Genomic DNA, 25,363 nt, shown 5'->3' on the forward strand with positions numbered 1-25,363 from the left:
TAAAAGTTAGTACTTCAACCATTTATACAATTCCTTATACGTAGGTTTTTTTCCGTACATTAATATACCTACTCTATAAATTTTGGCGGCAAACATTACGGTTATATAAAATGTTACAAATAGAATCAATACCGATAATAGTTGTTGCCAAATAGGCACACCAAATGGAATACGCATTAGCATTACTACCGGTGATGTGAACGGAATATACGAAAAAACTTGAGAAACCATACCGTGTGGATTTTCGATAACCGTAAAAAATCCTACATAAATGGCAAGCATTAACGGCATAATTATGGGCATCATAAATTGTTGCGTATCGGTCTCATTATCAACGGCGGCACCAATGGCAGCGTATAAAGATGCGTACAATAAATAACCTCCAATAAAAAATAAAATAAACATTATAATAAGGTTGGCCAAAGGCAAATTATTAATCTCTTGGAATATAGTAGTTGCCATCTGCTGAGCTTCATCATTTTCTGCTACTTGTTTCATCATTTCTTGCTGCTGTTCTGCCATGGGGCTTTGTGACATTTGTACGCCAAAAAATGCGGATACGCCCAACATTAGCACAGTTCCTATAATTATCCAAACTGCAAATTGTGTTAGTCCGGCCAAGGAAGTTCCAAATATTTTTCCAAGCAATAACTTGATCGGTTTTACCGATGAGATTATAATTTCTATAATTCGACTTGTTTTTTCTTCTATAACGCTACGCATTATCATATTACCGTAAATTATGATAAACATAAACAACAAATACCCAGCTGCTCCTCCAAAAATCAATTTCATATAATTACCGGCCTTTGAGGTTTTTTGACCATCAAAAGTTTCTAAATTCGCTCTTACCTTAATCTTTAATTTATTTACAATTATAGGATCTAAACCTGATTCTTTTAATTTAATTGCCCTAGCTTCTTCTTCAATTTTATCCTCAATACTGTTCATGACACCCACCGAAGGCGATTCTTCCGAATAAAATTTAATTTTATCGGCAATAGCATCCACGTTGTCGGCCGGTGGAATATAGAGTAAGCCATAATTTTCAGCTTCGCGTACCAATTTCTTTGCATCATCTAAATTTAAGCCTGTTAAAATATCATACTTTGTGTTTTCGGTATTTTTAAATTTACTTGCAAATAAATTGCTTTCGTCCAAGACCGAAATGGTTTTGACACCATCATTATTCAATTGTGTTAAAAATCCGATTAACGCAAAAATAGCCACGAATATCAACGGACTTAAAAAAGTCATAATAATAAAAGACTTATTTTTTACTTTATTAAGATATTCCCTTTTTGTGATTAGAGATAAATGGTTCATATTAATGGTTTTGTACAGTTTGGATAAAAATATCGTTTACACTCGGAATTACCTCAACAAAATGCGTGAGCTCACCTTTAGATGTTAAATGTCCTATCAATTCATTTGCGGGAGTTTTATCGTCAATTTTAATATTGAACTGCAGTTCGTCGTTTAAACTTTTAAAGGTGGCGTTGGTCAGTTCAAAATTTTCTTTAAGATTTTGTGTCACTTCAACCTTATTTTCGGTTAACAATCCCACCTCAAATATATTGGCTTTATAATTGCGTTTAATATCAATCAATTTACCTTCCAAAATTTTATTCGATTTATGTATTAGAGCGATGTCATCACATAATTCCTCAACGGATTCCATCCTGTGCGTGGAAAAGATGACGGTGGCACCATCATCCCTTAATTTTAGGATTTCATCTTTAATCAAATTGGCATTTATTGGGTCAAAACCACTAAAAGGTTCATCGAAAATCAATAATTTTGGTTGATGTAAAACTGTAACAATAAATTGTATTTTTTGAGCCATCCCTTTAGATAGTTCTTGAATTTTTTTGTTCCACCAATCGCCAATTTCGAATTTATCAAACCAATATTTTAATCGCTGTTTAGCTTCCGCTTTACTCAACCCTTTTAATTGAGCCAAATAAAGAGCCTGTTCACCCACTTTCATAGATTTGTACAAGCCGCGTTCTTCGGGCAAATAACCAATATCTTTTATATGATCTGGTTTTAAAGGTTCTCCATCCAAAGTTACCATACCTTCGTCAGGCATTGTAATTTGGTTGATAATCCTTATCAATGTTGTTTTACCAGCTCCATTGGGGCCTAGCAATCCAAAAATACTTCCTTCCGAAACATTTATGGAAACATTGTTTAATGCGGTATAATTACCGTAGTTTTTTACAACATTTTCAGCAACAAGAATATTGTTCATTCTATATTATTTATTTTTTATTGAGGTCAAAGATATTGAATTGACGTTGGTTATCCGAGATTGTTACGGAGAACTTTTTATTTTGAAAAATATATGTCTGACCTATATTTTTATCTATTAAAATTTTACGACGAACCCGCCTGCCGGGCAGTTGCACGAATTAATTGATTTTGGTAAAAATAATAATCCGCTCAAATTCCCTTCTCTTTCCGCGTGTCCTTCGGTCGCCGAAGGCTTGCCGAAGATGCGACGCTAAAGCTTTAGCAGAGGTAAAGGAAGGGCTAGGGATGGGATAACTTTTTATCGACTATCCTATCAAAATAATCCTTTAAAAAAGCTTTACAAGCTTCTTCAATTTCATCCATTTCCGGTGTTCTGTTCCCTATAAGATTATTGGTCAGCCCTTTATCGTTAATATCGTAAAATCCCGTAGCTTTTTTACCATCAAAAATACAGATATAATTGCCACGTAACAATTGATATTGTGTACCGTTGTAATTCATCACATAGGGTTCTATTTGAGGTTTACCAATCAAGCTCCTGCCCCAACTTCTAAAAGGTTTGTCATAACCAATAGCGTCTAGAACCGTGGGATAAATATCTATTTGTTGTGCTAATTTATCATCAACACCTACATAAGTACTATCAGGTTTGTAAATTAAAATTGGTACCGCACCTCTATTAATAACTTTGTAATATTCATCTTTATAAAAAGATTGATTGGTATGGTCCGCAGTAAGAATAAAAATGGTATTGTTAAACCATGATTCTTTTTTTGCTGCTTCAAAAAATCGTTTAAAAGCATGGTCCGTATAGCCTACCACTTCGTGCATGGGAATATCCCCGTCGGGGAAAACACCTTTATATTTTTCTGGTACTATATAAGGTTCATGCGAAGTCAGCGTAAAAAGTGAGGCAAAAAATGGCTCTTTTTCAGTGTCCAATACCTGTTTGGTGTATTGCATAAATTCTTCATCCCAAATACCCCAAAACCCATCGTGATCTTCGTCTTTTCCGTATTCGGTCATCCCATAATAATGGTCAAACCCTAAAATATTACTAAATCCTAAAAAACCCATTGATCCGTTGGGAGCCCCATGAAAAAATGAAGTGTCGTAACCACTTTCCTTTAAAGTTGAAACCAAGGATTGTATTTTCTGATTGGCATACGATGATGACGTAAAAGCATGTTCAAAAGAGGGAATACCCGCGATAACAGACGACATGCCATGAATGGATTTTCTTCCGTTTGCAAAAGCATTGGGGAAAATTAAGCTGTGCTCTGCCAAAGAATCTAAAAAAGGAGTATAACTTTTAAAATTCGGTATTTCGGTGTTTTTATTAAATGTGCCCCAATATTCGCGACCATAGCTTTCTACAATAAAAACTACAATGTTTGGCGTTGTTTTAGGGTTGTTTTTATATTGTTTTACAGGCTTAAAATATTTCTCAACAGCATTTGGTGCAACACTGTATTTTACCTTTTTAATATTATCAGATGTAAAGGTTCTAATATAGGCGAAAGGAGAATTTAAGACAAAATCAGCCTGCTGTAATTTTGTAACGTGGCGACTGGCATCAACCATATTAATAGGTCTGGTACTTTTTTTAAAATCGCCACCACGAATACCGCCAATCATCATTACCACCAAAAAGCAAAATACCAGAATAGAAGAAACAAAATAGCTAAGGTTACTTTTTTGATAAGGTTTTTCCTTTATTTTTACTTTTTTGTACAGAAAAATCCACAAAGCGGCCATTGCAAAAAATAGCAAATAGACATGCCAATAATTTACCAGAAACCTAAAAAACATATTAGCTTTGTTCGATTCGTTTTCTAAGGTTTCAAAAACGGTTTTTGTAGTTCTGCTAAAGGTAAATCTGTAATAGATAAAGTCCACAAAATTAATGGCATAAGCTACTAAATTGAAGATAAAATATACGTAAAACAACACTTGCTGATACCATTTTCGCGTATTTATCTTTAAAGGTATCAAAGACAAAACAACAAACAGGGCATTTACATATAGAATTGCAGCGGTATCAAACGCAAGCCCGTAATAAGATAATCTAAAAAAATCAGAAACGGTATTAATTCCCAGTAAATCACTGTTGTAGAAATAGAATAAAACCCTAGCAATAAAATAAAAAAAATAGGCTAACAACAACCTATAAAACAGTATTTTGTATTCATTTTTTCTTAAAAAATCAAACATAAGCGACCAAAAAAACAGGTTTCAAAAGTACAAAATAATGAATGAACTTAATATGTTTTTATATTTCTAAATTTATTATGCGTGCATAATAAATTTTTTGTATATTTGTGTCATGCAAAAAGAAACTACCATTGACCATGCTCTTAGAGCCACCTGGCAAGCAGTTGCAAAAATGTATAACGAGCAGGCTGCAAAGCACGGTAGTACAATGGCCACAGCATTTGTATTGTTGAACATAGATTTTGAAAATGGAACGCCATCAACCTCTTTAGGCCCGCAAATGGGAATGGAACCTACGAGTTTGTCAAGGATTTTAAAGTCTATGGAAGATGATAATCTGATTTTTAGAGAGAAAAATCCCGAAGATGGTCGCAGTGTTTTGATAAAACTGACCGATTTTGGCAAGGAGAAAAGAAAAGTTTCTAGGCAATCGGTAATTGCTTTTAACGAAAAAGTTAGAGCCCATTTAGATGAAGAAAAATTAAATCACTTTTTTGAGGTAACGGAAAAAATAAATCAATTAATAGCTGAGCGTGAAATTTTTACAGAAGTAAAACGTAAAGCAGTATAAAAAAGTTAATAAATGAACAAAAGACATATTAAAAAGGTAGCTGTTATAGGTTCTGGAATTATGGGATCTGGCATAGCTTGCCATTTTGCCAATATTGGTGTGGAAGTGTTGTTACTTGATATTGTGCCGAGAGAATTGACAGCTGCTGAAAAAGCAAAAGGGTTGACGCTTGAGAATAAAAGTGTAAGAAACAGATTGGTCAATGATAGTTTAAAAGCTTCCTTAAAATCGAAGCCCTCTCCTATTTACGATCAAAAATTTGCTGATAGAATTTCAACAGGAAACCTAGAGGATGATTTGCACAAAATAGCAGATGTTGATTGGGTTATGGAAGTGGTTGTAGAGCGATTGGACATCAAACAAAAAGTTTTTGAACAGGTTGAAAAACACAGAAAACCCGGTACGTTAATTACATCAAACACTTCGGGCATTCCTATTCAATTTATGAACAAAGGAAGAAGTGAAGATTTTCAACAGCATTTCGCGGTAACACACTTTTTCAATCCACCTCGATATTTACAACTTTTTGAAGTTGTTCCCGGGCCAGATTGTAAGCAAGAAGTTACCGACTTCCTAATGATGTATGGCGAAAAGTTCTTGGGCAAGACTTCGGTTTTAGCCAAAGATACACCAGCATTTATCGGAAACCGAATTGGCATCTTTGGTATCATGAGTCTTTTTCATCAAGTAAAAGAATTAGGATTAACCGTTGAAGAGGTTGATAAATTGACTGGACCTGTTATTGGCAGACCAAAGTCAGCTACTTTCCGAACCGTAGATGTTGTAGGGTTGGATACTTTAGTGCACGTAGCCAATGGAATTTATGAGAACTGTCCAAAAGACAAGGCTCACAATCTTTTTAAATTACCTGATTTTATCAATAAAATGATGGAAAACAACATGTTGGGTAGTAAAACTGGGAAAGGTTTTTATAAAAAGGAAGGTAAGGAAATTTTAACCCTAGATTTAGATAGTTTAGAATATCGCGAAAAGAAAAGAGCAAAATTTGCAACGCTAGAGCTTACCAAAACCGTTGATAAGGTTATCGACCGTTTTAAAATTTTGGTGGGCGGAAAGGATAAAGCAGGAGAATTTTACAGAAAGAATTTCGCTGCGATGTTTGCTTATGTTCAAAATCGAATCCCTGAAATATCGGATGAATTATATCGAATTGATGACGCTATGAAAGCTGGATTTGGTTGGGAACATGGCCCATTTCAGATTTGGGATGCCGTTGGTGTAGAAAAAGGAATCGAATTGATGAAAGCCGAAGGTCACGAACCTGCAAAATGGGTTTCTGAAATGCTAGAAAGTGGAAATACTTCTTTTTATTCAGTTAAGGAAGGTGCAAAATATTATTATGATATTCCTGCTAAAAAACAGACCAAAATACCAGGTCAAGATGCGTTTATCATAATAGATAATATACGTGAGGCGAAAACCGTTTGGAAAAATAGTGATGCCTCCATTCAACATTTAGGCAATGGCGTATTGAATGTGGAATTTCAATCAAAAATGAATACATTGGGTAGCGGTGTTTTACAAGCTATAAACAAAGGAATTGATTTAGCCGAAACAGAATATGATGCTGTTATTTTAGGAAATCAAGATGCTAATTTCACCGTTGGTGCAAATCTAGCCATGATGTTTATGATGGCGGTGGAACAAGAATATGATGAGCTTAATTATGCGGTAAAATATTTTCAAGATACCGTAATGCGTTTACGTTATTCCTCTTGCCCAACTATCGTTGCCCCTCACGGAATGACACTTGGTGGTGGATGCGAACTTTCGTTACACGCAGACAAAGTTGTAGCTGCTGCCGAAACGTATATTGGATTGGTTGAATTTGGTGTTGGTATTATTCCAGGTGGAGCCGGCTCAAAAGAAATGGCTTTAAGAGCAACCGAAGGTTTGCTTAAAGATGACGTTAAACTCAATAAATTAAGAGATTACTTTATTAATGTAGCAATGGCTAAAGTAGCAACCTCAGCTTATGAAGCCTTTGACTTAGGATTTTTCAAAGAACATAAAGATATCGTAGTAGTTAATAAAAATAGACAAATTGCTACGGCAAAACGACATGCCATTCAGATGTTGGAAGACGGATACGCCCAACCCACTCCGAAAAAAGCATATGTAATGGGTCAGCAAGCATTAGGTATGTTTTTGGTTGGAACGGACAGTTTAGAAAAAGGGCATTACGCTTCTGAACATGATAAAAAAATAGCTAATAAATTAGGTTATGTAATGGCAGGTGGTGACTTATCTGAACCGACTTACGTCTCTGAAAGATACTTATTAGACCTAGAACGTGAAGCTTTTATGTCACTGACTACAGAGCGAAAAACATTAGAACGTATAGAGCATATGTTAAAAACAGGTAAACCGCTAAGAAATTAAAAAAATGAAACAAGCATATATAGTAAAAGGATATAGAACGGCAGTTGGTAAAGCTCCGAGAGGTGTATTCAGATTTAAAAGACCTGATGAACTTGCGGCAGAAACCATCCAACATTTATTGAAAGAAGTTCCTTCTCTAGATAAAACAAGAATTGATGATGTAATTGTTGGAAACGCGATGCCCGAAGCTGAACAAGGTTTGAACATTGGAAGATTAATCTCTTTGATGGGGCTTAATATTGACGATGTACCAGGTGTAACCGTTAACAGATATTGTGCATCAGGACTGGAAACAATCAGTATTGGTGTGGCAAAAATACAATCGGGTATGGCAAAATGTGTCATTGCCGGTGGTGTAGAAAGTATGAGTTATATACCTATGGGTGGTTACAGACCAACACCAAACTATAAGGAAGCGAAAAATGGTCATGAAGATTATTATTGGGGAATGGGTCTGACCGCTGAGGCTGTTGCTCAACAATTCAAAGTTTCTCGCGAAGATCAAGATGAATTTGCTTTTAACTCACATGAAAAATCATTAAAAGCACAGGATAATAACACTTTTCAAGACGATATTGTTCCTATAGAGGTAGAAGAAATTTTTGTTGGAGAGGATGGCAAAAAACAATCTAAAAAATATACCGTAAAAAAAGATGAAGGTCCAAGAAGGGGAACCTCAATTGAGGCGTTGTCAAAATTACGTCCTGTTTTTGCTCAAGGTGGAAGTGTAACAGCAGGTAACTCCTCGCAAATGAGTGATGGTGCTGCTTTTGTCTTGATAATGGATGAGGATATGGTTAAAGAACTAAATCTCGAACCTATTGCTAGAATGGTTTCTTTTGCGGCCGCTGGTGTCGATCCAAAAATTATGGGAATAGGCCCAGTAAAAGCGATTCCAAAAGCTATTGATCAGGCTGGATTAAAGTTAAAAGACATTGATCTCATAGAATTGAACGAGGCTTTTGCTTCACAGTCCTTAGCTGTAATCCGTGAATTAGGATTGAATAAAAATATTGTTAATGTTAATGGTGGAGCCATTTCTTTAGGACATCCGTTAGGTTGTACAGGTGCAAAATTATCTGTTCAATTATTTAATGAAATGCGAAAACGGAAAAATAAATACGGAATGGTAACGATGTGCGTGGGTACGGGTCAAGGAGCAGCCGGAATATTTGAGTTTATTTCTTGACAGTCCGAAGTTTTGGAGAATAGAGAATAGAGAATAGAGAATAGAGAATAGAGAATAGAGAGAATAAATTTAAAATGGCTAAAAAAAGACACAACTACAAAAATTTGAAAATATGGGCATTGGGATTAGAAATTGCCAATGATATTTCTGATCTGTTGATCGAATTTCCCAAACACGAAACATACGATTTAACTTCTCAAATTGGTAGATGTTCGGTATCTATTCCTAGTAATATTGCTGAAGGTTCCGCGAGAACGAATAAATCTTTCAGTCATTTTATTGATATTTCTTTAGGTTCTTCATTTGAACTCGGAACACAATTATTAATAGCCTTACACAGAAAATATTTAAACAATCAACAATTGGAAAAATTAGAGGAAAAAATAGAAAAGTTTCAAAGAATGACAATGGTCTTTCAAAATAGTCTGAGCTAGTCTATATTCCATTCTCTATTTTCCATTTTCCTAAAATAATAATGTAAAATATAAAAAATGAGTACTGAAAACGATTTACTAAGAGGCGGACAATTTCTAGTTAGGGAAATTAGTTCTGACGAAATATTCACTCCTGAAGATTTTAACGAGGAGCAACAAATGATGAAAGAATCGGTCACTGAATTTGTTGACCGAGAACTTTGGCCAAATAAAGCAAAATTTGAAAACAAAGATTATGCTTTGACCGAAGAATGTATGAAAAAAGCTGGTGACCTCGGTTTTTTAAGTGTTTCAGTACCTGAAGAATACGAAGGTATGGGTATGGGTTTTGTCTCGACCATGTTGGTTTGTGATTATATTTCAGGTGCTACGGGCTCATTCAGTACTGCTTTTGGTGCTCATACTGGTATTGGAACAATGCCCATTACTTTGTACGGAACCGAAGAGCAAAAGAAAAAATATGTCCCGAAATTAGCTTCTGGAGAATGGTTTGGGTCTTACTGTCTAACAGAACCTAGTGCCGGTAGTGATGCCAATTCTGGTAAAACAAAAGCAGTTCTGTCTGATGATGGCAAATATTATAATATTACAGGACAAAAAATGTGGATTTCCAATGCTGGTTTCTGTCATTTAATGATCGTTTTTGCACGAATTGAAGATGATAAAAATATCACTGGATTCATCGTTGAATATGATAAGGACAATCCTAATGGTATTACAATGGGTGAAGAAGAACACAAACTAGGCATCAGGGCTTCTTCTACACGTCAGGTGTTTTTTAACGAGACTAAAGTACCCGTTGAAAATATGTTATCCACTCGTGGCAACGGATTTAAAATTGCCATGAATGCTTTAAATGTTGGACGTATTAAACTAGCTGTTGCCTGTTTAGACGCACAGCGTAGAACAGTCACAGAATCTATTAAATATGCCAATGAGCGTATTCAATTTAAAACACCTATTGCTAAATTTGGTGCTATCCGTCAAAAAATTGCAGAAATGGCAACCAATTGCTGGGTAGGTGAAGCTGCTAGCTATAGAGCTGCAAAAAATATAGAAGACAGAATTGATTTACGAAGAAATAACGGAAAAGATACACATCAAGAGGCGGAGTTAAAAGCTGTGGAAGAATATGCCATTGAATGTTCTATTTTAAAAGTAGCGGTTTCAGAACATATTCAAAAATGTACGGATGAAGGTATTCAAATCTTTGGTGGCATGGGATTTTCTGAAGAAACCCCAATGGAATCGGCTTGGAGAGATGCCAGAATTACTCGAATTTATGAAGGTACCAATGAAATCAACAGAATGCTTTCGATTGGAATGTTAATCAAAAAAGCCATGAAAGGCCATGTAGATTTGTTAACTCCTGCAACAGCAGTAGCGAACGAATTAACAGGGATTCCTTCTTTTGAACAACCCGATGCTTCTGTGCTGTTTGCTGAAGAAAAACAAATTATAGTTAACCTTAAAAAATTATTTTTAATGGTTGCAGGTGCTGCATTACAAAAATATGGCGAAGAAATTGAAAGGCACCAACAATTAATGCTTGCAGCTTCTGATATTTTAATTCAAATTTATTTGGCAGAATCTGCTATTTTGCGTGCCGAAAAAATGGCTAAAAAAGATGGTGAAGACAATGTAAAAGAGCAAATAGCCATGGCAAAATTAAATTTATTCCATGCGATAGATGTAATTGAAACCGCTGGTAAACACTCTATAATCTCATTTACAGAAGGAGATGAACAACGTATGATGCTAATGGGGCTTAAGCGATATATTAAGTATGTTAATATGCCCAATATTATAGAATTAAGGAATATTATTGCCGATAAAGTAACTGAGAAAAATAAATATTGTTTTTAAAAATAGTACACTCAAATAATTGTCAAGTTTAGTGGATTGAAGTCGTTTTCTCACGAAAACGGCTTTTTTTATTTATACACCAAACTGACTCAAATGATGATCTATGTGTTTATAAAACAAATTATTCCATTCATTTTTAGTCAATGTTCCAAAGGAGTGGCTTTCTTTTCCATCAAAATGTGCTTCACCTAACTCTTGAGTTTTTGTAATATAATCAATTAAACGCTTCTTCTCTTTATTAAAATCTTTATCCCCTTTCATTATAAACATGGGTGCAGTTCTTGAATTGCGTTTATAAGGAGCATTTCCTGTAACTATTTTCTTTGCGAATAGCTTAACCATAAATTTGGTAAAAGCATTGGGTTTTGGATGTTTATTATCATAAACCAGCTCATAAGCTACACAACAATGTGCCAACATTTCAGCCACACCCATTGTACCCCATTGTGGGTTGGTTTCTGGCGTTAACTTATTGATGCGTCCAATTACTTTGTCAGCAACTTCTTTGGTAAAAATATTAGGGAAATCCATAGTGTAAGATTTTGATTTGTTGAATTAAATCAAAAGTAACTATTTTATATAAAATTTGTTCACTTGGTACTGATGTTTTTTAAATCTATGGATTATAATTATATTAGCATTTCTAATCTAAACTTGCCAAAATGTCTAAAACCAACCTATCACTCATTCTTTGTTTTTTAATTTCACTAAACTTTTTTGCCCAAGATAAAAAATCTAAAAAATGGGATGTTTCAAATCCCGAAGGTGATTGGAATTTTAAAGAAGTTAAACTTGCTACCGATGAAGGCACTTGGATGAATCTTGATGTGAGTCCTGATGGAAAAACCATTGTTTTTGATCTGTTGGGCGATATTTACAAAATGCCCATTTCAGGTGGAAAAGCCACTTTATTACGTCAAGGATTACCTTTTGAAATCCAGCCACAATTTAGTCCCGACGGTAAAAAAATATTGTTTACAAGTGATGCGGGTGGCGGTGATAATATTTGGATGATGAATACCAATGGTTCGGGTGCCAAGCAAATTACAAAAGAGGATTTTAGGTTGTTAAACAATGCCACTTGGATGCCAAACGGCAATTATTTGGTAGCTAGAAAACATTTTACTTCGGGACGCTCGTTAGGTGCTGGAGAGATGTGGATGTATCATATTACAGGTGGTTCTGGCACACAATTAACAGAGAAAAAAAACGATCAACAAGATGTAAATGAACCAACAGTATCGCCCGATGGAAAGTATTTATATTATAGCGAGGACGTTTATCCTGGTGGAGCTTTTAATTACAATAAAGACCCCAACAGTCAGATTTATGTGATTAAAAGATATAGTTTTGAAGATGGAGATATACAAACCATTACCGGAGGACCCGGAGGAGCGGCTCGTCCTCAAATTTCACCAGATGGTAAAAAGTTGGCATTTGTAAAACGTGTACGGACTAAATCCGTAATTTATATTCACGATTTAGAAACCGGTGAAGAATACCCTGTTTATGACAGCTTAAACAAAGACCAACAGGAGGCTTGGGCTATTTTTGGAGTGTATCCACGTTTTAGTTGGATGCCAAATAACAAGGAATTGGTGTTTTGGTCAGGAGGAAAAATCAATAAGCTTAATATTGAAACCTTGGAAGTGAACAATATTCCTTTTCAAGCGGAAGCCACTATTAAAATTGCTAAAACCGTTCAATTCGAATACCCCGCATTTACAGAAAACTTTACCGCGAAAGCGATTCGGAATGCGGTTACATCACCTGACGGAAAAACACTGGCTTTTAACGCCTTAGGATACATATACACTAAAAAATTACCCAACGGTACACCAAAAAGACTGACAAAAGGCACTGATTTAGAAGCGGAGCCAAAGTTTTCTCCCGATGGAAAAGAAATTGTGTTTGTTACTTGGAATGACGAGAATTTGGGAGCCATCCATACCGTATCTTCTAAAGGTGGAAAATCAACAAAAATTACTGAGGAAAAAGGGATTTACAGAATGCCCTCTTTCAGTAATGATGGTAAAAAGATTGTGTACGTAAAAGAAAGCGGTAACAACGAACAAGGCAGAACGTTTTCTAAAAAATCTGGGCTTTATACCATAAATACCGATGGCTCTAATAATAAATGGTTGGAAGTTAGTGGAGAATATCCTCAATTCTCGCAAGATGACAACAGAATTTTCTATCAAACCGGTGGTACGTATTTTGGTAATTTGACGAAATCCTTAAAAAATGTTGATCTGAACGGGCAAGACGAAAAAACCATGATTACATCAAAATATGCCAATAGGTTAGTACCAAGTCCTGACAATAAATGGTTAGCATTTACCAATTTGCATAAAGTATTTCTGGCACCGATGCCAATGACGGGTAAAACGCTTGATTTGGACAATAAAACCAAAGTTGTTCCTGTTTCGCAAATTTCAAAAGATGCAGGTACTAATATACATTGGTCTGGTGATAGCAAAACCGTACATTTTACTTTAGGTGAAGAATATTTTAGCAATAAAATCAATGAACGGTTTACATTCTTAGAAAACGCACCAGATAGCATTCCACCTCCAAAAGAAAAAGGAATCAATATTAATTTGGTTGCCAAAATGGATAAACCCATGGGTAAAATTGCTTTTACGAATGCACGAATAATTACTATGGAAGGTGATGAAGTTATTGAAAATGGAACTATCGTTATTCAAGAAAATAAAATTGCTGCCATTGGCAAAACCGAGGATATAAAATTGGATTCAAATACAAGGGTTTATGATGTTTCCGGTAAAACAATTATACCAGGAATTGTGGATGCCCATGCACATATTGGTGGATTCAGATATGGTTTAAACGCCCAAAAACATTGGCAATTCTATGCTAATTTAGCTTATGGCGTTACTACTGCTCATGACCCTTCTGCCAATACCGAAACCGTTTTCACTTTGGCAGAATTAATAAAAAGTGGCGAAATGGTCGGTCCTCGCCTCTACTCTACTGGGTTTATTCTCTATGGAGCCGATGGCGATTTTAAAGCGGTTGTAAATAATCTGGAAGATGCACGTTCATCCATCAGAAGAACAAAAGCTTTTGGAGCTAATTCAGTCAAAAGCTATAACCAACCCAGACGTGATCAACGTCAACAAATTTTACAGGCGGCTCGCGAAGAAAATATTTTTGTGGTACCTGAAGGTGGCTCAACTTTCTATCATAATATGACCATGATTATGGATGGCCATACGGGAATAGAACATAACATTCCGATTGCTCCAGTCTATAAAGATGTAATTACGCTTTGGAGCAATAGCAATACGGGTTACACCCCTACACTTATAGTAAATTATGCCGGGATGAGCGGTGAATATTATTGGTATCAGACCACAAATGTTTGGGAGAATGAAAAACTACTAAAATATACACCAAGAGGTATTATTGATGCTAGATCAAGACATAGAACAATGATACCTATGGAAGAATATGATAACGGGCACATATTGACTTCAAAAACCTGTAAAGCACTAACAGATGCAGGAGTTAAAGTTAACCTCGGAGCTCATGGTCAGTTACAAGGATTAGGTGCTCATTGGGAATTATGGATGCTTCAACAAGGCGGAATGACAAATCATGAAGCGTTACAAGCAGCCACCATCAACGGAGCGGAATATATCGGGTTAGGTAAAGATATTGGCTCATTAAAAGTGGGTAAGTTGGCAGATTTAATAGTATTGGATAAAAATCCGTTAGAGGATATTCAAAATTCCAATAGCGTAAAGTACACTATGGTAAATGGAAGATTATACGATACCGAAAACATGAACGAAATTGGAAATACCATAAAAAATAGAACAAAATTCTACTGGGAAAACAACAATTATAATCAGGCATTTCCTTGGCATGAAGAAGCTCAAAGTTTTACCCAACCGGGTTGTGGTTGTGTAGTTGGGCATAATTGAACGAGAAGCATTGGTTACGGCTTAGTTCTCTTCTAAACGAGAATCTTTTCAGTAACACAACGGTTCTCGATATCCCCCAAAAGGGCGGACAGGCTATTTTTTTGTTTCATTGCATTACACAAAAAAATACTCGAACTGACATTAGAATATGGAATCTAAGTGATATTTTATCGTGAAAATTGTCCCCTTGTGCCTCGCTAAAGCTTTAGCGTCGCATCTTCGGCAACCGAAGGACACGCGGTGAGGGGACTTTAGGGGTGTTTTTTAAGCAAAGAACAATTAGCATCACTTATTCCTCACATAAATCAACTTAAACCTTTTATTGCCTTGATCGCGTTGCTCAATTTCAAATTGAGATAGTGAATTAAAAAGTGGAGTCAATTTTTCAAAGCCAAAATTACGAGCATCAAAGTTGGGTTGTTTTTTAATGATTAATGAGCCTACATCCCCTAAAAATGCCCAACCATCTTCGTCTGCGGCATCTGAAACGGATTGTTTTAATAATCTAATGGTTTGTGGTGTTATTTTATCTAAACTTGGTTTTTTAGGTTCGTTTTTACCAGATTGTTTTTCAGTATAAGTTTCTAATATTTCAAGGTAAATAAATTTGTCACAGGCTACAATAAATGGGTCTGGGGTTTTCTTTTCCCCAATGCCAATTACTTGCATTCCCGACTCTCTAAGTCGTGTTGCCAATTTGGTAAAATCACTGTCCGAAGAAACCAAGCAAAAACCATCAATATTTTTAGAATATAAAATATCCATGGCATCAATAATCATGGCAGAATCCGTAGCATTTTTACCAGTAGTATATCCATATTGTTGGATCGGGTTTATGGCATTTTCCAACAATACGTTTTTCCATTTGCTTAAATGTGGTTTTGTCCAATCACCATAAATACGTTTTATGGTTGGCGTACCATATTTAGTAATCTCTTCCATCATTTCCTTAATGTATTTTGACGGAATATTATCGCCATCTATCAATACGGCTAATTTTGTATCTTTTATCATAATGCAAATATACAAGATATAAAATGAGTTAATCATTATTTTAATAGCGTCAACAAATAAGTTGTGGAATTATTAAGTTTGGATTTTAATTTAAAACTCTAATTATGAAAACTAAAATTATAACAATAATGGTCTTAGTATTTTTTACGGCCATTTCATGTAAAAACGACAAGAAAACAGATAAGGCAGACGATACCATAGATTCTGTTACGGAAACGGCAAGAACGATGCCCGATGCTATTGTTGAAAAAGATGAGACTATTAAAGTTGAATTAATGGCCAAAAGTAATAGCAACGTTACTGGAGAAATTATATTTATCCAAAAAGACAATATGGTAACAATGACAGCTAGTTTACAAGGGTTAACACCAGGAGAACACGCCATACACCTTCATGAAACAGCCGATTGTAGTTCAGATGACGCCACTTCAACTGGCGGACATTGGAATCCTGAAGACAAACAACATAGTAAGTGGGGAGATGAAAATGGATATCACAGAGGTGATATTGGCAATTTAACTGCCGATGCCGACGGAAACGCAACAATGACTTTTGAAACCGACCAATGGGCAATTGGAGGTGATGATGAAAATAAAAACATTATTGGAAGAGGCATTATTGTTCATGAAAAAGCCGATGATTTTACCACACAACCAACTGGTGCGGCTGGTGCAAGAGTAGCTTGTGGAGAAATTAAATAAGTTAAGTTAATTATCAATTATAAAAAATCCGTTTAAAAACGGATTTTTTATTCCATTTTATTTTAAAATCCCTATATTTCAGCCCCAAACCTTATCAATGACATTAGAAGAATCGGTAATACAATTTCAAAAAAAAGATGTAAAGGCTTTTGAACACCTCTACAATAATTATAAAAAAAGTCTCTTAGGTGTCATTTTTACAATTGTTAAAGACGATGCTATTGCGGAAGAAATACTACAAGATGCTTTTATAAAGGCATGGAACAACGCGGATTCTTACAATTCTAGTAAAGGTAGGTTTTTTACTTGGATGCTTAATATTTCTAGGAATGCAGCCATAGACAAAACAAGATCTAAAAACTTTAAGAACAGTCAAAAAAACCAAAGTGCCGATAATTTCGTAGATATATTGGAAACGTATGACAATCTTGATGCTACTACAAATAGTATTGGGATTAAAAAATTTGTTGATAAACTGGCAGAAAAGTGTAAAGATGTAATTCATCTATTATATTTTAAAGGATATACGCAAAAAGAAGCTTCCGAAACTTTAAAAATGCCTTTGGGTACTATAAAAACACGGAACAGAAATTGCATTAACGAACTACGTAATATAGTTTTGAATTAAAATAATTTAATCCTTAAGAACGATTAAGGAAATAATAAAAAGTAAAATTAAAGAGGAAAATAAATTTAAATTTGAAGTAAGTAATTATTTTAATTTTTCCTCACCCGAAACTGTAAAACAGTTTCGACCTCTCCTTGGGAGAGGTGAAACGGAAACCTAGAGACAAATTCTCTAGGAATATTATTAGTAGAAATGGAAATTAAAGAATACATAGCATCGGGAATTTTAGAGCTTTATGTGGCTGGAGTTCTTTCTGAACAAGAAAATCGGGAAGTATTCGCTATGGTTCAAAAACACCCAGAAGTTGCTAAGGAAGTTGCTGAAATTGAAGCGGCTATTTTAAAATTAACCGAAGCCACTGCTCCGGTTTCAACATCTACTTTTCAAAAAATTAAAAATAACCTAGGATTGTCAAATACTAACGAGACTAAGGTTATTCCATTAAAGCAAAAATCTACAAACTGGCTATCATATACAGGTTGGGCGGCCGCTATATTATTAACTGGTGGATTAATTTGGACCATGGTTCAAAACAACGAGTTAAATACCCAATTAAAATCTGCTGAACTTGAAAAGCAACAGTTAGAAGATCAGATTTTTAAAGCCAATTCTAGCCTTGCCGAAACTAAAAAATTAAATACCATTCTTAGAGATAAAGATATTTTGGCCGTTCCATTGGGTGGACAAACAGTTTCGCCTAATTCTTATGCAAAAGTGTATTGGGATAAAGACGACAACCAGGTTTATGTTGATGTACAAGGTTTACCTACACCACCGGCGGGCAAAGTCTATCAAGTTTGGTCCTTAAAATTAGACCCTTTGACACCTACAAGTATTGGTATTTTAGATCAATTTAACGAAGATGAAAACAAAGTTTTTGCCTTAGGCAACAATAACGATTCTGAAGCTTTTGGTATTACCTTAGAGCCTGAAGGCGGTAGTGAAACTCCTACTTTAGAGCAGCTTTATACGCTAGGAGCCGTTACAACTGCTGCACCATAAATTCAAATACTTTTATTTACTCTTTTTTGAGCTTGATTACAATGATTGCGTATTTGCAATTGTCTTCGATTCCATCAACCCTAATTACCTGTACTCACTTGGATTTATACTATTATATTTTTTAAATATTCTATTAAAATGGCTTGCATCTACAAATCCCGTTTTATCGGCTATTTCATTAATACTCAAATTGGTTTGTTTTAACAATCGTTCCGCCATTTTCATTTTTGTCTCTATTACATATTGCTGTATAGAAATACCTGCATGTTTTTTAATAAATATACTTACATAATTTGGAGACATATAAAATTCTTCAGCAATTGACTTGATTCTAATTCGCTCTTTATCAAGTACATTCTGCCTTACATAAGTTAAAATAGTGTCTATTTTTTCTTTATCGGAAATATTGGCATTGGCTTTGTTTTTTAAAGTTGATTTTAAATTTCTTGATAGCACAATCAATAAAGCTCCGAACAATTCGGTAAGCACATTCCGGTTGTAAACCAAAGCATTTTCAATTTCACTTTTTATCAACTCGTACAATCCAAAAAGTTGACTCTTGTCTTTTTCGTGATGCACAATGCTTTCAGCAATAAGGTTAGAATGAAAAATTACCGTTTCTATATTTTTTCGCCAGTAGGTACTTGAAGAAAAAGTTGCTTTTTCTAAAAACAATTGCTCTGTAAATTTTATAATTCCAAAAGTTGTAGGCTTGGAAACAACAAACTCATGTTCGTCTTCGGGAGTTAAAAAAAAGATATCCCCTTCTTTATAATCTATAATACTTTCATTTAAAATATGCTGTCCACTTCCCTTAATAACAAAAGTCAATTCAAAAAAATTATGTTTGTGTCTGGAATATCCCCATTCGTTAACGGCCTCAAACTCCAGCACATCCAAATCTTTCGTGATATAAAAACGCTTTGCCATACCTTAAACATTTAATTATACAAATATACAATGTATTTATACAATAAAAATATTATTATCACCTCTATCTTTGCAGTGTAATTAAAATTTAAATAATGATAGATAAAAACAAAATATTAACAGCCTATAATTTCAGACACGCCTGTAAGTTATTTGATCAAGACAAAAAAATAAGTAAATCAGACATAGACTTCATCTTAAAAACAGGATTGTTATCACCGAGTTCTTTTGGGTTTGAACCTTGGCATTTTGTGGTAGTTCAAAACCAAGAACTAAGAACCAAATTAAAAGAGAACGCTTGGGGTGCAACCGCAAAATTAGATACTGCCAGTCATTTTGTATTGGGGCTTACAATGAAAGCTCCCTTAACTAAATACGACAGCAAATACATTAAAAATTTTATGCAAAACGTACAGCAATTGCCAGAAAATGTAGTGGAAGGAAAAGGAAAAATGTACGAAGAATTCCAAAAAAGCGATTTTGACCTAACAAACGATAGGAAGCTCTTTGACTGGGCATCAAAACAATGCTATATACCCTTGGCAAATATGATGACTAGTGCCGCAATGATAGGTATTGACTCTTGCCCTATCGAAGGATTCAAACAAAAAGAAACGGAACTAATACTAAAAAACGATTTGGGTATCGATACAACCCAATATGGTCTTTCGTATATGGTGGCATTTGGTTATCGTGTAAACGAGCCCAGACCAAAAACGAGAAGAGAACTATCGGAAATAATAAGTTATAAATAATCAATTATGAGAAAAAATGTTATCCTAGTACTTACAGGCTTATTTATGTTTATGAGCTTTCAGTCTTGCAACAAGAATACTAAAGAAAATAAAACAATAACAGCTGAAAAAGCAACAACTAGAACTGAACCAAGCAAAAGTTTTTGGCCTAACAACGCACAATTGGTAATTTCATTTTCAATGCAGTTTGAAACCGGAGGACAACCAGAAGGTGCTGAAAGTCCTTTTTCAGGAAACCCATTACCAAAAGGAAATCCGGATATGCCCGCAGAAAGTTGGTTTAGATATGGAGCTAAAGAGGGTGTTTACAGAATGTTGAAACTTTGGAAAAAGCATGATATCAAAGTTACTTCTCATGTTGTTGGTGAAGCCGCCATAAAATATCCTAAAGTGGCAAAAGCCATTGCAGATGGCGGACATGAAATTGCAGCCCATGGTATAGCATGGAAAGACCAATGGAATCTAAATTATGAAGACGAACTCGATTTTATTAAAAAAGGAATTGATACCGTAGAAGCAATTACGGGGAAAAGAGGTCGTGGTTACAACGCAAATTGGTTACGAAGAGGTTCAAATACATTAAAAGTTTTACAAGATTTAGATTTCTTATATCACATTGATGATTTAAGCAGGGATGAGCCTTTTATAACTAAAGTAAGAGGAAAAAATTTTGTGGTAATGCCTTATACGCTAAGAAACAATGATATTGTAAATATTGCCGGAAAAAACTGGAGTCCAGATCAGTTTTTGGCACAATTAAAAGCAGAGTTCGATCAACTGTATGAAGAAGGAACTTCTCAAAGGAGAATGATGAGCGTTAGCCTACACGATAGAATTGGCGGTGCACCTTCTGTTGTAAATGTTGTAAACAAGTTTATTGAATATGCAAAAGAACACAAGGGCGTAGTTTTTATGCGTAAGGATGAAATTGCTAAAATGGTTAAAGACGATTCGAATACTCCAATTGATAATTCTGAAATTCAATATAATAAATAAGATGAAAATTGACCACGTTACTATTCGAACTGGAAATTTAGCTAAAACGAAAGCTTTCTTTGAAACTGTTTTTGGTTTAGTTGAAAAGCCTCGCCCAAAAATAATTCAACGAATTCCAGGACATTGGCTTTACAATGGCAAAAAACCATTTGTACATTTAATAGGTGGTTATGGAAATAAAACAGGCTTTACAACAAATGCCATAGATCATGTGGGTTTCCAATTAAAGGATTATAAGAAGTTTAAACAAAAATTAAAAAAACTAAAAATTCAATATTCACTTATGGATATTGAAGAACTCCAAGAGCGAAGAATATTTTTTAAAACACCCGACGGTGTTTTGTTAGAGACGGTTTTTAACGAAAAAATACAATAATGAAAACTAAAATTATAAACGAAGTTGGAAATTGGAATTCTCCTTGGACGGACAATTTAAAAAAAGAAGTAGAATCTAATTTGAAAAATACCATTATTGGCGAACAGTTGTTGTTAGAAACCTCCACCTTTAAAGTATGGAGCATAAATCTACCAAAGGGAGAATCATTACCTTTTCACAAACATTGCAAACCTTATTTTTACACTGCGTTAAATGAAGGTAAATCACGTTCCTATTATTCAGATGGAAAAATTGTGGACACAGCATATGAAAAAAACGATATTGCCTATTACAATAATTTAAACCAAGACAATTATTTTATACATAATTTAACCAATATTGGTAGTACAACTTTAGTATTTACCACAGTAGAATTTAAAAAAACAAAACAATGACAAATACATTATTTACACCTTATAATATGAACGGCATGGAGTTAAAAAATCGTTTTTTAATGGCTCCGATGACACGTTCTAGAGCCTCACAACCTGGTGATGTTCCCAATCTATTAATGGCGGAATATTATGGACAAAGAGCTTCCGCTGGGATAATAATTACTGAAGCAACCCAAGTTTCTTTACAAGGAATGGGCTATGCAAAAACACCGGGAATTTACACCAAGGAACAAATTGAAGGTTGGAAATTAGTAACCGAAGAAGTGCACAAAAAAGGGAGTAAAATATTTTTACAGTTGTGGCATGTAGGCAGGGTTTCCAGCTCAAAAGTAAATGGGTTACAACCTATTGGCCCATCATCTAAAATTGCCAAAGAGACCAGTGTTTATATTTTTAATGGTGCACCCAATGGAGATGCCACTTTTGTACCTGTGGAAACTCCAAAAGAAATGACAAAAGAAGACATAAACCAAGTAATTGACGAATTTAGAATTGGTGCAAAAAATGCTATTGAGGCAGGTTTTGATGGGGTAGAAATTCACGGTGCAAACGGTTATTTAATAGATCAGTTTTTACGAAGCAATTCTAACCAAAGAAAAGACGAATACGGAGGTAATAAAGAAAATAGGGTTCGGATTTTAACTGAAATCACAGAAGCGGTTGCGAAAGAAGTCGGAACGGAAAAAACAGGAGTGCGTTTATCTCCTTTTATCAGTTTTAAAGACATGGGCGACCCCGAGATTTTAGATACGATTATGCTCGCTGCTGAAGAACTCGAAAAAATTGGGGTTACCTATATTCATTTATGCGAAGCTGATTGGGATGATGCCCCTGAAATTCCAACCGATTTTAGAATTAAGCTTAGAGAAACCTTCAGTAAAACCATTATTGCTACGGGAAATAAAACGCCAAATCAAGCTAATGAATTATTAGCTAAAAACTTAGTTGATCTTGTAGGCTTTGGCAGAAAATTCTTGACCAATCCAGATTATCCAAAACGGGTAAAGACCAATGCTCCAATGAACGAAATTAGTGACAATCACACTTTATTTGGTGGTGGAACCGCAAGAGGTTACACTGATTATTCATTTATAAAATAATTAACATGAGTAATCAGTAATGTCCGGTTAAAAATTATATGATGTCCCTACGGGACATTGGTTTAATAGAATCTTATTGTTTACCAATATATTGCCCCGCTGGGGCAAATACGCCGTTAGGCATAAAATATGGGTAAAAAAACAGAACCTGTAAAAAATAGCGTCCCGTAGGGATGCCATATATCGCAAGGCTTCTCACGTTTATGTTTCATCTTTACCGAACGCTACTGATCAGTAATAAAAGAAAATGCCCATCAATTAAGATGAGGCATTTTCCCATTACTAACATAAAACTCAAAACTTCTTCATTGCAATTTTTACCCCTTTTCCATATTCCACTTAATTTATGTTAGCCTTTTAAAAAGTATAACCAATACTTGCTTTTATATTAAATGGTGTACCAGGTGTAAAATGAATTTCTTCCACAGAAACCGGTTCATTAAACAATCTTGATTCAGTAGCAAATTGGGTCTCGTTCCATTGGGTATCAAATAGGTTTTCAACAGCTACACCAAGTGTAATATTTTTAATTTTATAATTTAAATTCAAATCGGTTACGAAATAACCTTCGGCAATGATAGAATTATCCTCATTTGCTGGTCTGTCATTTATAAATCGATATCTGATTCCACCAGAAAAACCGTTGTAATCGCTTAATGAAAGTCCTCCCGCTAAGGTAAAATCTGGTGCTAACGGAATATAATCTTCACCTTTAATTTCGTCAACAGAACGTGCATGTGTATACGTTGCATCAACATCTCCATAAATGTATTTGTTAAACTGATATCGCAAACCCAAATCAACACCAAAACGTTGCGATTTTCCGCTAGGCTCAACAATTCCTGCATCTCCAACATATACAAATTCCTGTTCCGAAAATAAATACCACAAGGCTGAATTCACCGCCAATTTTGATACTGGCTTATAGATAAATTCCAAATCAGCTCCATAGGCTCTAGGTAAAATTTTCTCACCTTCTTTGTTAACTACAACTCGGGTATCATTAGAATGAAAACCAATACCTGTCTTTAAAAACCATTGGATATTTTGATTGGGATTGTACAGAAAGTTCAACTTAGGACTCACAATCGCTTTTTGCTCCGCTTGGGTTGTATAGGTATTTGTCAATTGATCTTCATATAGATACTTAAAATAATCTAAACGTAAAGCGGGTGCTATTGTAAAGTTGCCCAATTCAAAATCTGCATTTATAAAAGCAAAAACATTTGACTGATTTATGTCGCCCAATTGAATATTTTCAAGCGTGGTTTTTCTGTTGAGTGTATGGGACAGTTCAACATCATCAACAATATCATGTCTTAACCCAATACCCGAAGTTAATGTAGTTTCAACATTGTTCCATTGAAAATTATTTTTTATGGAGGCATTAAATCCAAAAATATCCCTTTCTTCTTTTTGCTTTATTTGATCTCCGTTTACAGGGTCTTCTAAAAAGAAGGTGAAATTAGAATAGAGTTCAAATCCGTAACGGCTATAAAACACATTCGATTTGAAACTGGTATTATCATCAATAAAACCTTTATATTCTATATTCAAATTAGATCTTGAAGTAGTGCCACCTTCAGTGTCATCAATAGCTCCAAATCTAGAAATATTGCCGTTAGCCACTTCACGAACAGGAATTTGACCAGAGGCATCCCATCTACTATTGAAATGAGAAGCGGTAATTGCCAATTTATCACTTCCTTTTAAAAAGGTGGAATATTTTGTCATCACATTGATTCTATTAAAATTTTGTGGTGATTCAAAAGGGCCGTCGGTTGCAATATATTCAAAAGCAACATAGGCATTTTGGTTACTGCTTTTATTCATTAAATCAAACATCCCTAAGGTTCTAAGTGTATTAAACTTACCTCCTTCTATTTTCAACAAACTGTTTTTTAGTCTATCTTTCGTTTTGAATGCGGCATAACCTGCTGTGGCAAAATCGCCACGATCAGCATTATATGGCCCTTTACCAAAATCTACTTTAGCTACCGTTTCGGGTATCACAAAGTGAAAATCGCTATAGCCCTGACCGTGAGCATGGGAAACCATATTTACGGGCATTCCGTCAACCGAAAGATTAATATCCGTTCCATGATCTATATCAAAGCCTCTTAAAAAAAGCTGCTCCGCCTTACCTCCGCCGGCATGTTGGCCAATAACCAACCCTGGAATTTTTCTCAAAATTTCTTGCGAAGAATTTACAGGGTTTGTTTGCAAATCAAGTTTTGCAATATGCTGTAGTGCATTTAATTCTTTGGTAATGACCAACTCATCTAACTGAAATATTTTACTTTCCAATTGTATAGTAATACCATTGTCAACATGGACTTGTGTAAGCAAAATTACTTTTTTATGAAACCCCAACATTCCAACTTCTATACTATCACCAACTTTACTCTCTTCAATCGTAAACATTCCGTTTGCCAAGGTGTGGGCATGTTTTGTACTGTTCATATTATAAACATATACACCTTCTAACGGATATTCATTTTCATCGGTAACCACTCCTTTTATTTGTTGGGCGTGTATTACTTTAGAAATAAGTAAAGTAAAAAGTACTATAATAAAACGCAT

21 protein-coding genes are annotated in these 25,363 nt (G+C 34.9%); 14 read left to right on the forward strand and 7 right to left on the reverse strand.

Annotation, left to right across the window (positions count from 1 at the left end; translation table 11 throughout):
* Positions 1-6: 6 nt before the first annotated feature.
* From UMM65_RS08390 to UMM65_RS08400, 3 genes are all read right to left on the reverse strand, one after another.
* Positions 7-1,326: an ABC transporter permease gene (locus UMM65_RS08390; protein ID WP_321976056.1), complete on the reverse strand. Its 1,320-nt coding sequence runs from the start codon at positions 1,324-1,326 to the stop codon at positions 7-9.
* Between the two features lies 1 nt (position 1,327).
* A complete protein-coding gene (locus UMM65_RS08395) occupies positions 1,328-2,254 on the reverse strand; it encodes an ABC transporter ATP-binding protein (RefSeq protein WP_321976057.1) in 927 nt (308 codons plus the stop codon).
* Positions 2,255-2,535: 281 nt separating this feature from the next.
* On the reverse strand, positions 2,536-4,470 hold the full coding sequence (locus UMM65_RS08400) for an LTA synthase family protein (RefSeq protein WP_321976058.1): 1,935 nt from the start codon (positions 4,468-4,470) through the stop codon (positions 2,536-2,538).
* A gap of 112 nt (positions 4,471-4,582) precedes the next feature.
* Here UMM65_RS08400 and UMM65_RS08405 point away from each other — a divergent pair, with 112 nt between their 5' ends.
* From UMM65_RS08405 to UMM65_RS08425, 5 genes are all read left to right on the forward strand, one after another.
* A complete protein-coding gene (locus UMM65_RS08405) occupies positions 4,583-5,041 on the forward strand; it encodes a MarR family winged helix-turn-helix transcriptional regulator (RefSeq protein ID WP_321976059.1) in 459 nt (152 codons plus the stop codon).
* Between the two features lie 12 nt (positions 5,042-5,053).
* Complete coding sequence (locus UMM65_RS08410) at positions 5,054-7,444, forward strand: 3-hydroxyacyl-CoA dehydrogenase/enoyl-CoA hydratase family protein (protein ID WP_321976060.1); 2,391 nt, start codon at positions 5,054-5,056, stop codon at positions 7,442-7,444.
* Between the two features lie 4 nt (positions 7,445-7,448).
* Positions 7,449-8,633 (forward strand): acetyl-CoA C-acyltransferase, encoded by a 1,185-nt coding sequence (locus UMM65_RS08415; RefSeq protein ID WP_321976061.1) that lies wholly within the window; start codon positions 7,449-7,451, stop codon positions 8,631-8,633.
* A gap of 74 nt (positions 8,634-8,707) precedes the next feature.
* A complete protein-coding gene (locus UMM65_RS08420) occupies positions 8,708-9,067 on the forward strand; it encodes a four helix bundle protein (protein ID WP_321976062.1) in 360 nt (119 codons plus the stop codon).
* Between the two features lie 57 nt (positions 9,068-9,124).
* Complete coding sequence (locus UMM65_RS08425) at positions 9,125-10,933, forward strand: acyl-CoA dehydrogenase family protein (protein WP_321976063.1); 1,809 nt, start codon at positions 9,125-9,127, stop codon at positions 10,931-10,933.
* A 72-nt stretch (positions 10,934-11,005) separates the two neighbouring features.
* Here UMM65_RS08425 and UMM65_RS08430 read toward each other — a convergent pair whose 3' ends face one another.
* A complete protein-coding gene (locus UMM65_RS08430) occupies positions 11,006-11,464 on the reverse strand; it encodes a DUF1569 domain-containing protein (RefSeq protein ID WP_321976064.1) in 459 nt (152 codons plus the stop codon).
* A gap of 131 nt (positions 11,465-11,595) precedes the next feature.
* Here UMM65_RS08430 and UMM65_RS08435 point away from each other — a divergent pair, with 131 nt between their 5' ends.
* Positions 11,596-14,883, forward strand: coding sequence for an amidohydrolase family protein (locus tag UMM65_RS08435; RefSeq protein ID WP_321976065.1), 3,288 nt, complete (start codon positions 11,596-11,598; stop codon positions 14,881-14,883).
* Between the two features lie 285 nt (positions 14,884-15,168).
* On the opposite strand, the gene UMM65_RS08440 is transcribed toward UMM65_RS08435, so the two are convergent.
* Positions 15,169-15,897 carry an NYN domain-containing protein gene (locus tag UMM65_RS08440; protein ID WP_321976066.1) on the reverse strand — a complete coding sequence of 243 codons (729 nt, stop codon included), beginning with the start codon at positions 15,895-15,897 and terminating at the stop codon, positions 15,169-15,171.
* 104 nt (positions 15,898-16,001) lie between these two features.
* On the opposite strand from UMM65_RS08440, the gene UMM65_RS08445 reads away from it, so the two are divergent.
* The 3 genes from UMM65_RS08445 (at position 16,002) to UMM65_RS08455 (ending at position 18,228) form a co-directional block, all read left to right on the forward strand.
* Positions 16,002-16,598, forward strand: a complete 597-nt coding sequence (locus tag UMM65_RS08445; RefSeq protein ID WP_321976067.1) for a superoxide dismutase family protein — start codon at positions 16,002-16,004, stop codon at positions 16,596-16,598.
* A 97-nt stretch (positions 16,599-16,695) separates the two neighbouring features.
* Positions 16,696-17,226, forward strand: coding sequence for an RNA polymerase sigma factor (locus UMM65_RS08450; RefSeq protein ID WP_321976068.1), 531 nt, complete (start codon positions 16,696-16,698; stop codon positions 17,224-17,226).
* A gap of 192 nt (positions 17,227-17,418) precedes the next feature.
* Positions 17,419-18,228, forward strand: coding sequence for an anti-sigma factor (locus UMM65_RS08455; RefSeq protein ID WP_321976069.1), 810 nt, complete (start codon positions 17,419-17,421; stop codon positions 18,226-18,228).
* 84 nt (positions 18,229-18,312) lie between these two features.
* On the opposite strand, the gene UMM65_RS08460 is transcribed toward UMM65_RS08455, so the two are convergent.
* Complete coding sequence (locus UMM65_RS08460; RefSeq protein ID WP_321976070.1) at positions 18,313-19,158, reverse strand: AraC family transcriptional regulator; 846 nt, start codon at positions 19,156-19,158, stop codon at positions 18,313-18,315.
* A 95-nt stretch (positions 19,159-19,253) separates the two neighbouring features.
* Between UMM65_RS08460 and UMM65_RS08465 the strand changes: the two genes are divergently transcribed.
* Genes UMM65_RS08465 through UMM65_RS08485 form a run of 5 tightly spaced genes read left to right on the forward strand, consistent with a single transcriptional unit; the run spans position 19,254 to position 22,780 of the window.
* On the forward strand, positions 19,254-19,913 hold the full coding sequence (locus UMM65_RS08465; RefSeq protein WP_321976071.1) for an NAD(P)H-dependent oxidoreductase: 660 nt from the start codon (positions 19,254-19,256) through the stop codon (positions 19,911-19,913).
* A 6-nt stretch (positions 19,914-19,919) separates the two neighbouring features.
* Complete coding sequence (locus UMM65_RS08470; RefSeq protein ID WP_321976072.1) at positions 19,920-20,909, forward strand: polysaccharide deacetylase family protein; 990 nt, start codon at positions 19,920-19,922, stop codon at positions 20,907-20,909.
* 1 nt (position 20,910) lies between these two features.
* Positions 20,911-21,285 carry a VOC family protein gene (locus UMM65_RS08475; RefSeq protein WP_321976073.1) on the forward strand — a complete coding sequence of 125 codons (375 nt, stop codon included), beginning with the start codon at positions 20,911-20,913 and terminating at the stop codon, positions 21,283-21,285.
* Positions 21,285-21,680 carry a hypothetical protein gene (locus UMM65_RS08480; RefSeq protein ID WP_321976074.1) on the forward strand — a complete coding sequence of 132 codons (396 nt, stop codon included), beginning with the start codon at positions 21,285-21,287 and terminating at the stop codon, positions 21,678-21,680. Before UMM65_RS08475 ends, UMM65_RS08480 begins: the two co-directional genes overlap by 1 nt.
* A complete protein-coding gene (locus tag UMM65_RS08485; protein ID WP_321976075.1) occupies positions 21,677-22,780 on the forward strand; it encodes an alkene reductase in 1,104 nt (367 codons plus the stop codon). Before UMM65_RS08480 ends, UMM65_RS08485 begins: the two co-directional genes overlap by 4 nt.
* 357 nt (positions 22,781-23,137) lie before the next feature.
* Here UMM65_RS08485 and UMM65_RS08490 read toward each other — a convergent pair whose 3' ends face one another.
* Positions 23,138-25,363 (reverse strand): TonB-dependent receptor, encoded by a 2,226-nt coding sequence (locus UMM65_RS08490; RefSeq protein ID WP_321976076.1) that lies wholly within the window; start codon positions 25,361-25,363, stop codon positions 23,138-23,140.

The sequence above is a fragment of the Aureibaculum koreense genome, from assembly GCF_034296135.1.
GTDB lineage: Bacteria > Bacteroidota > Bacteroidia > Flavobacteriales > Flavobacteriaceae > Aureibaculum.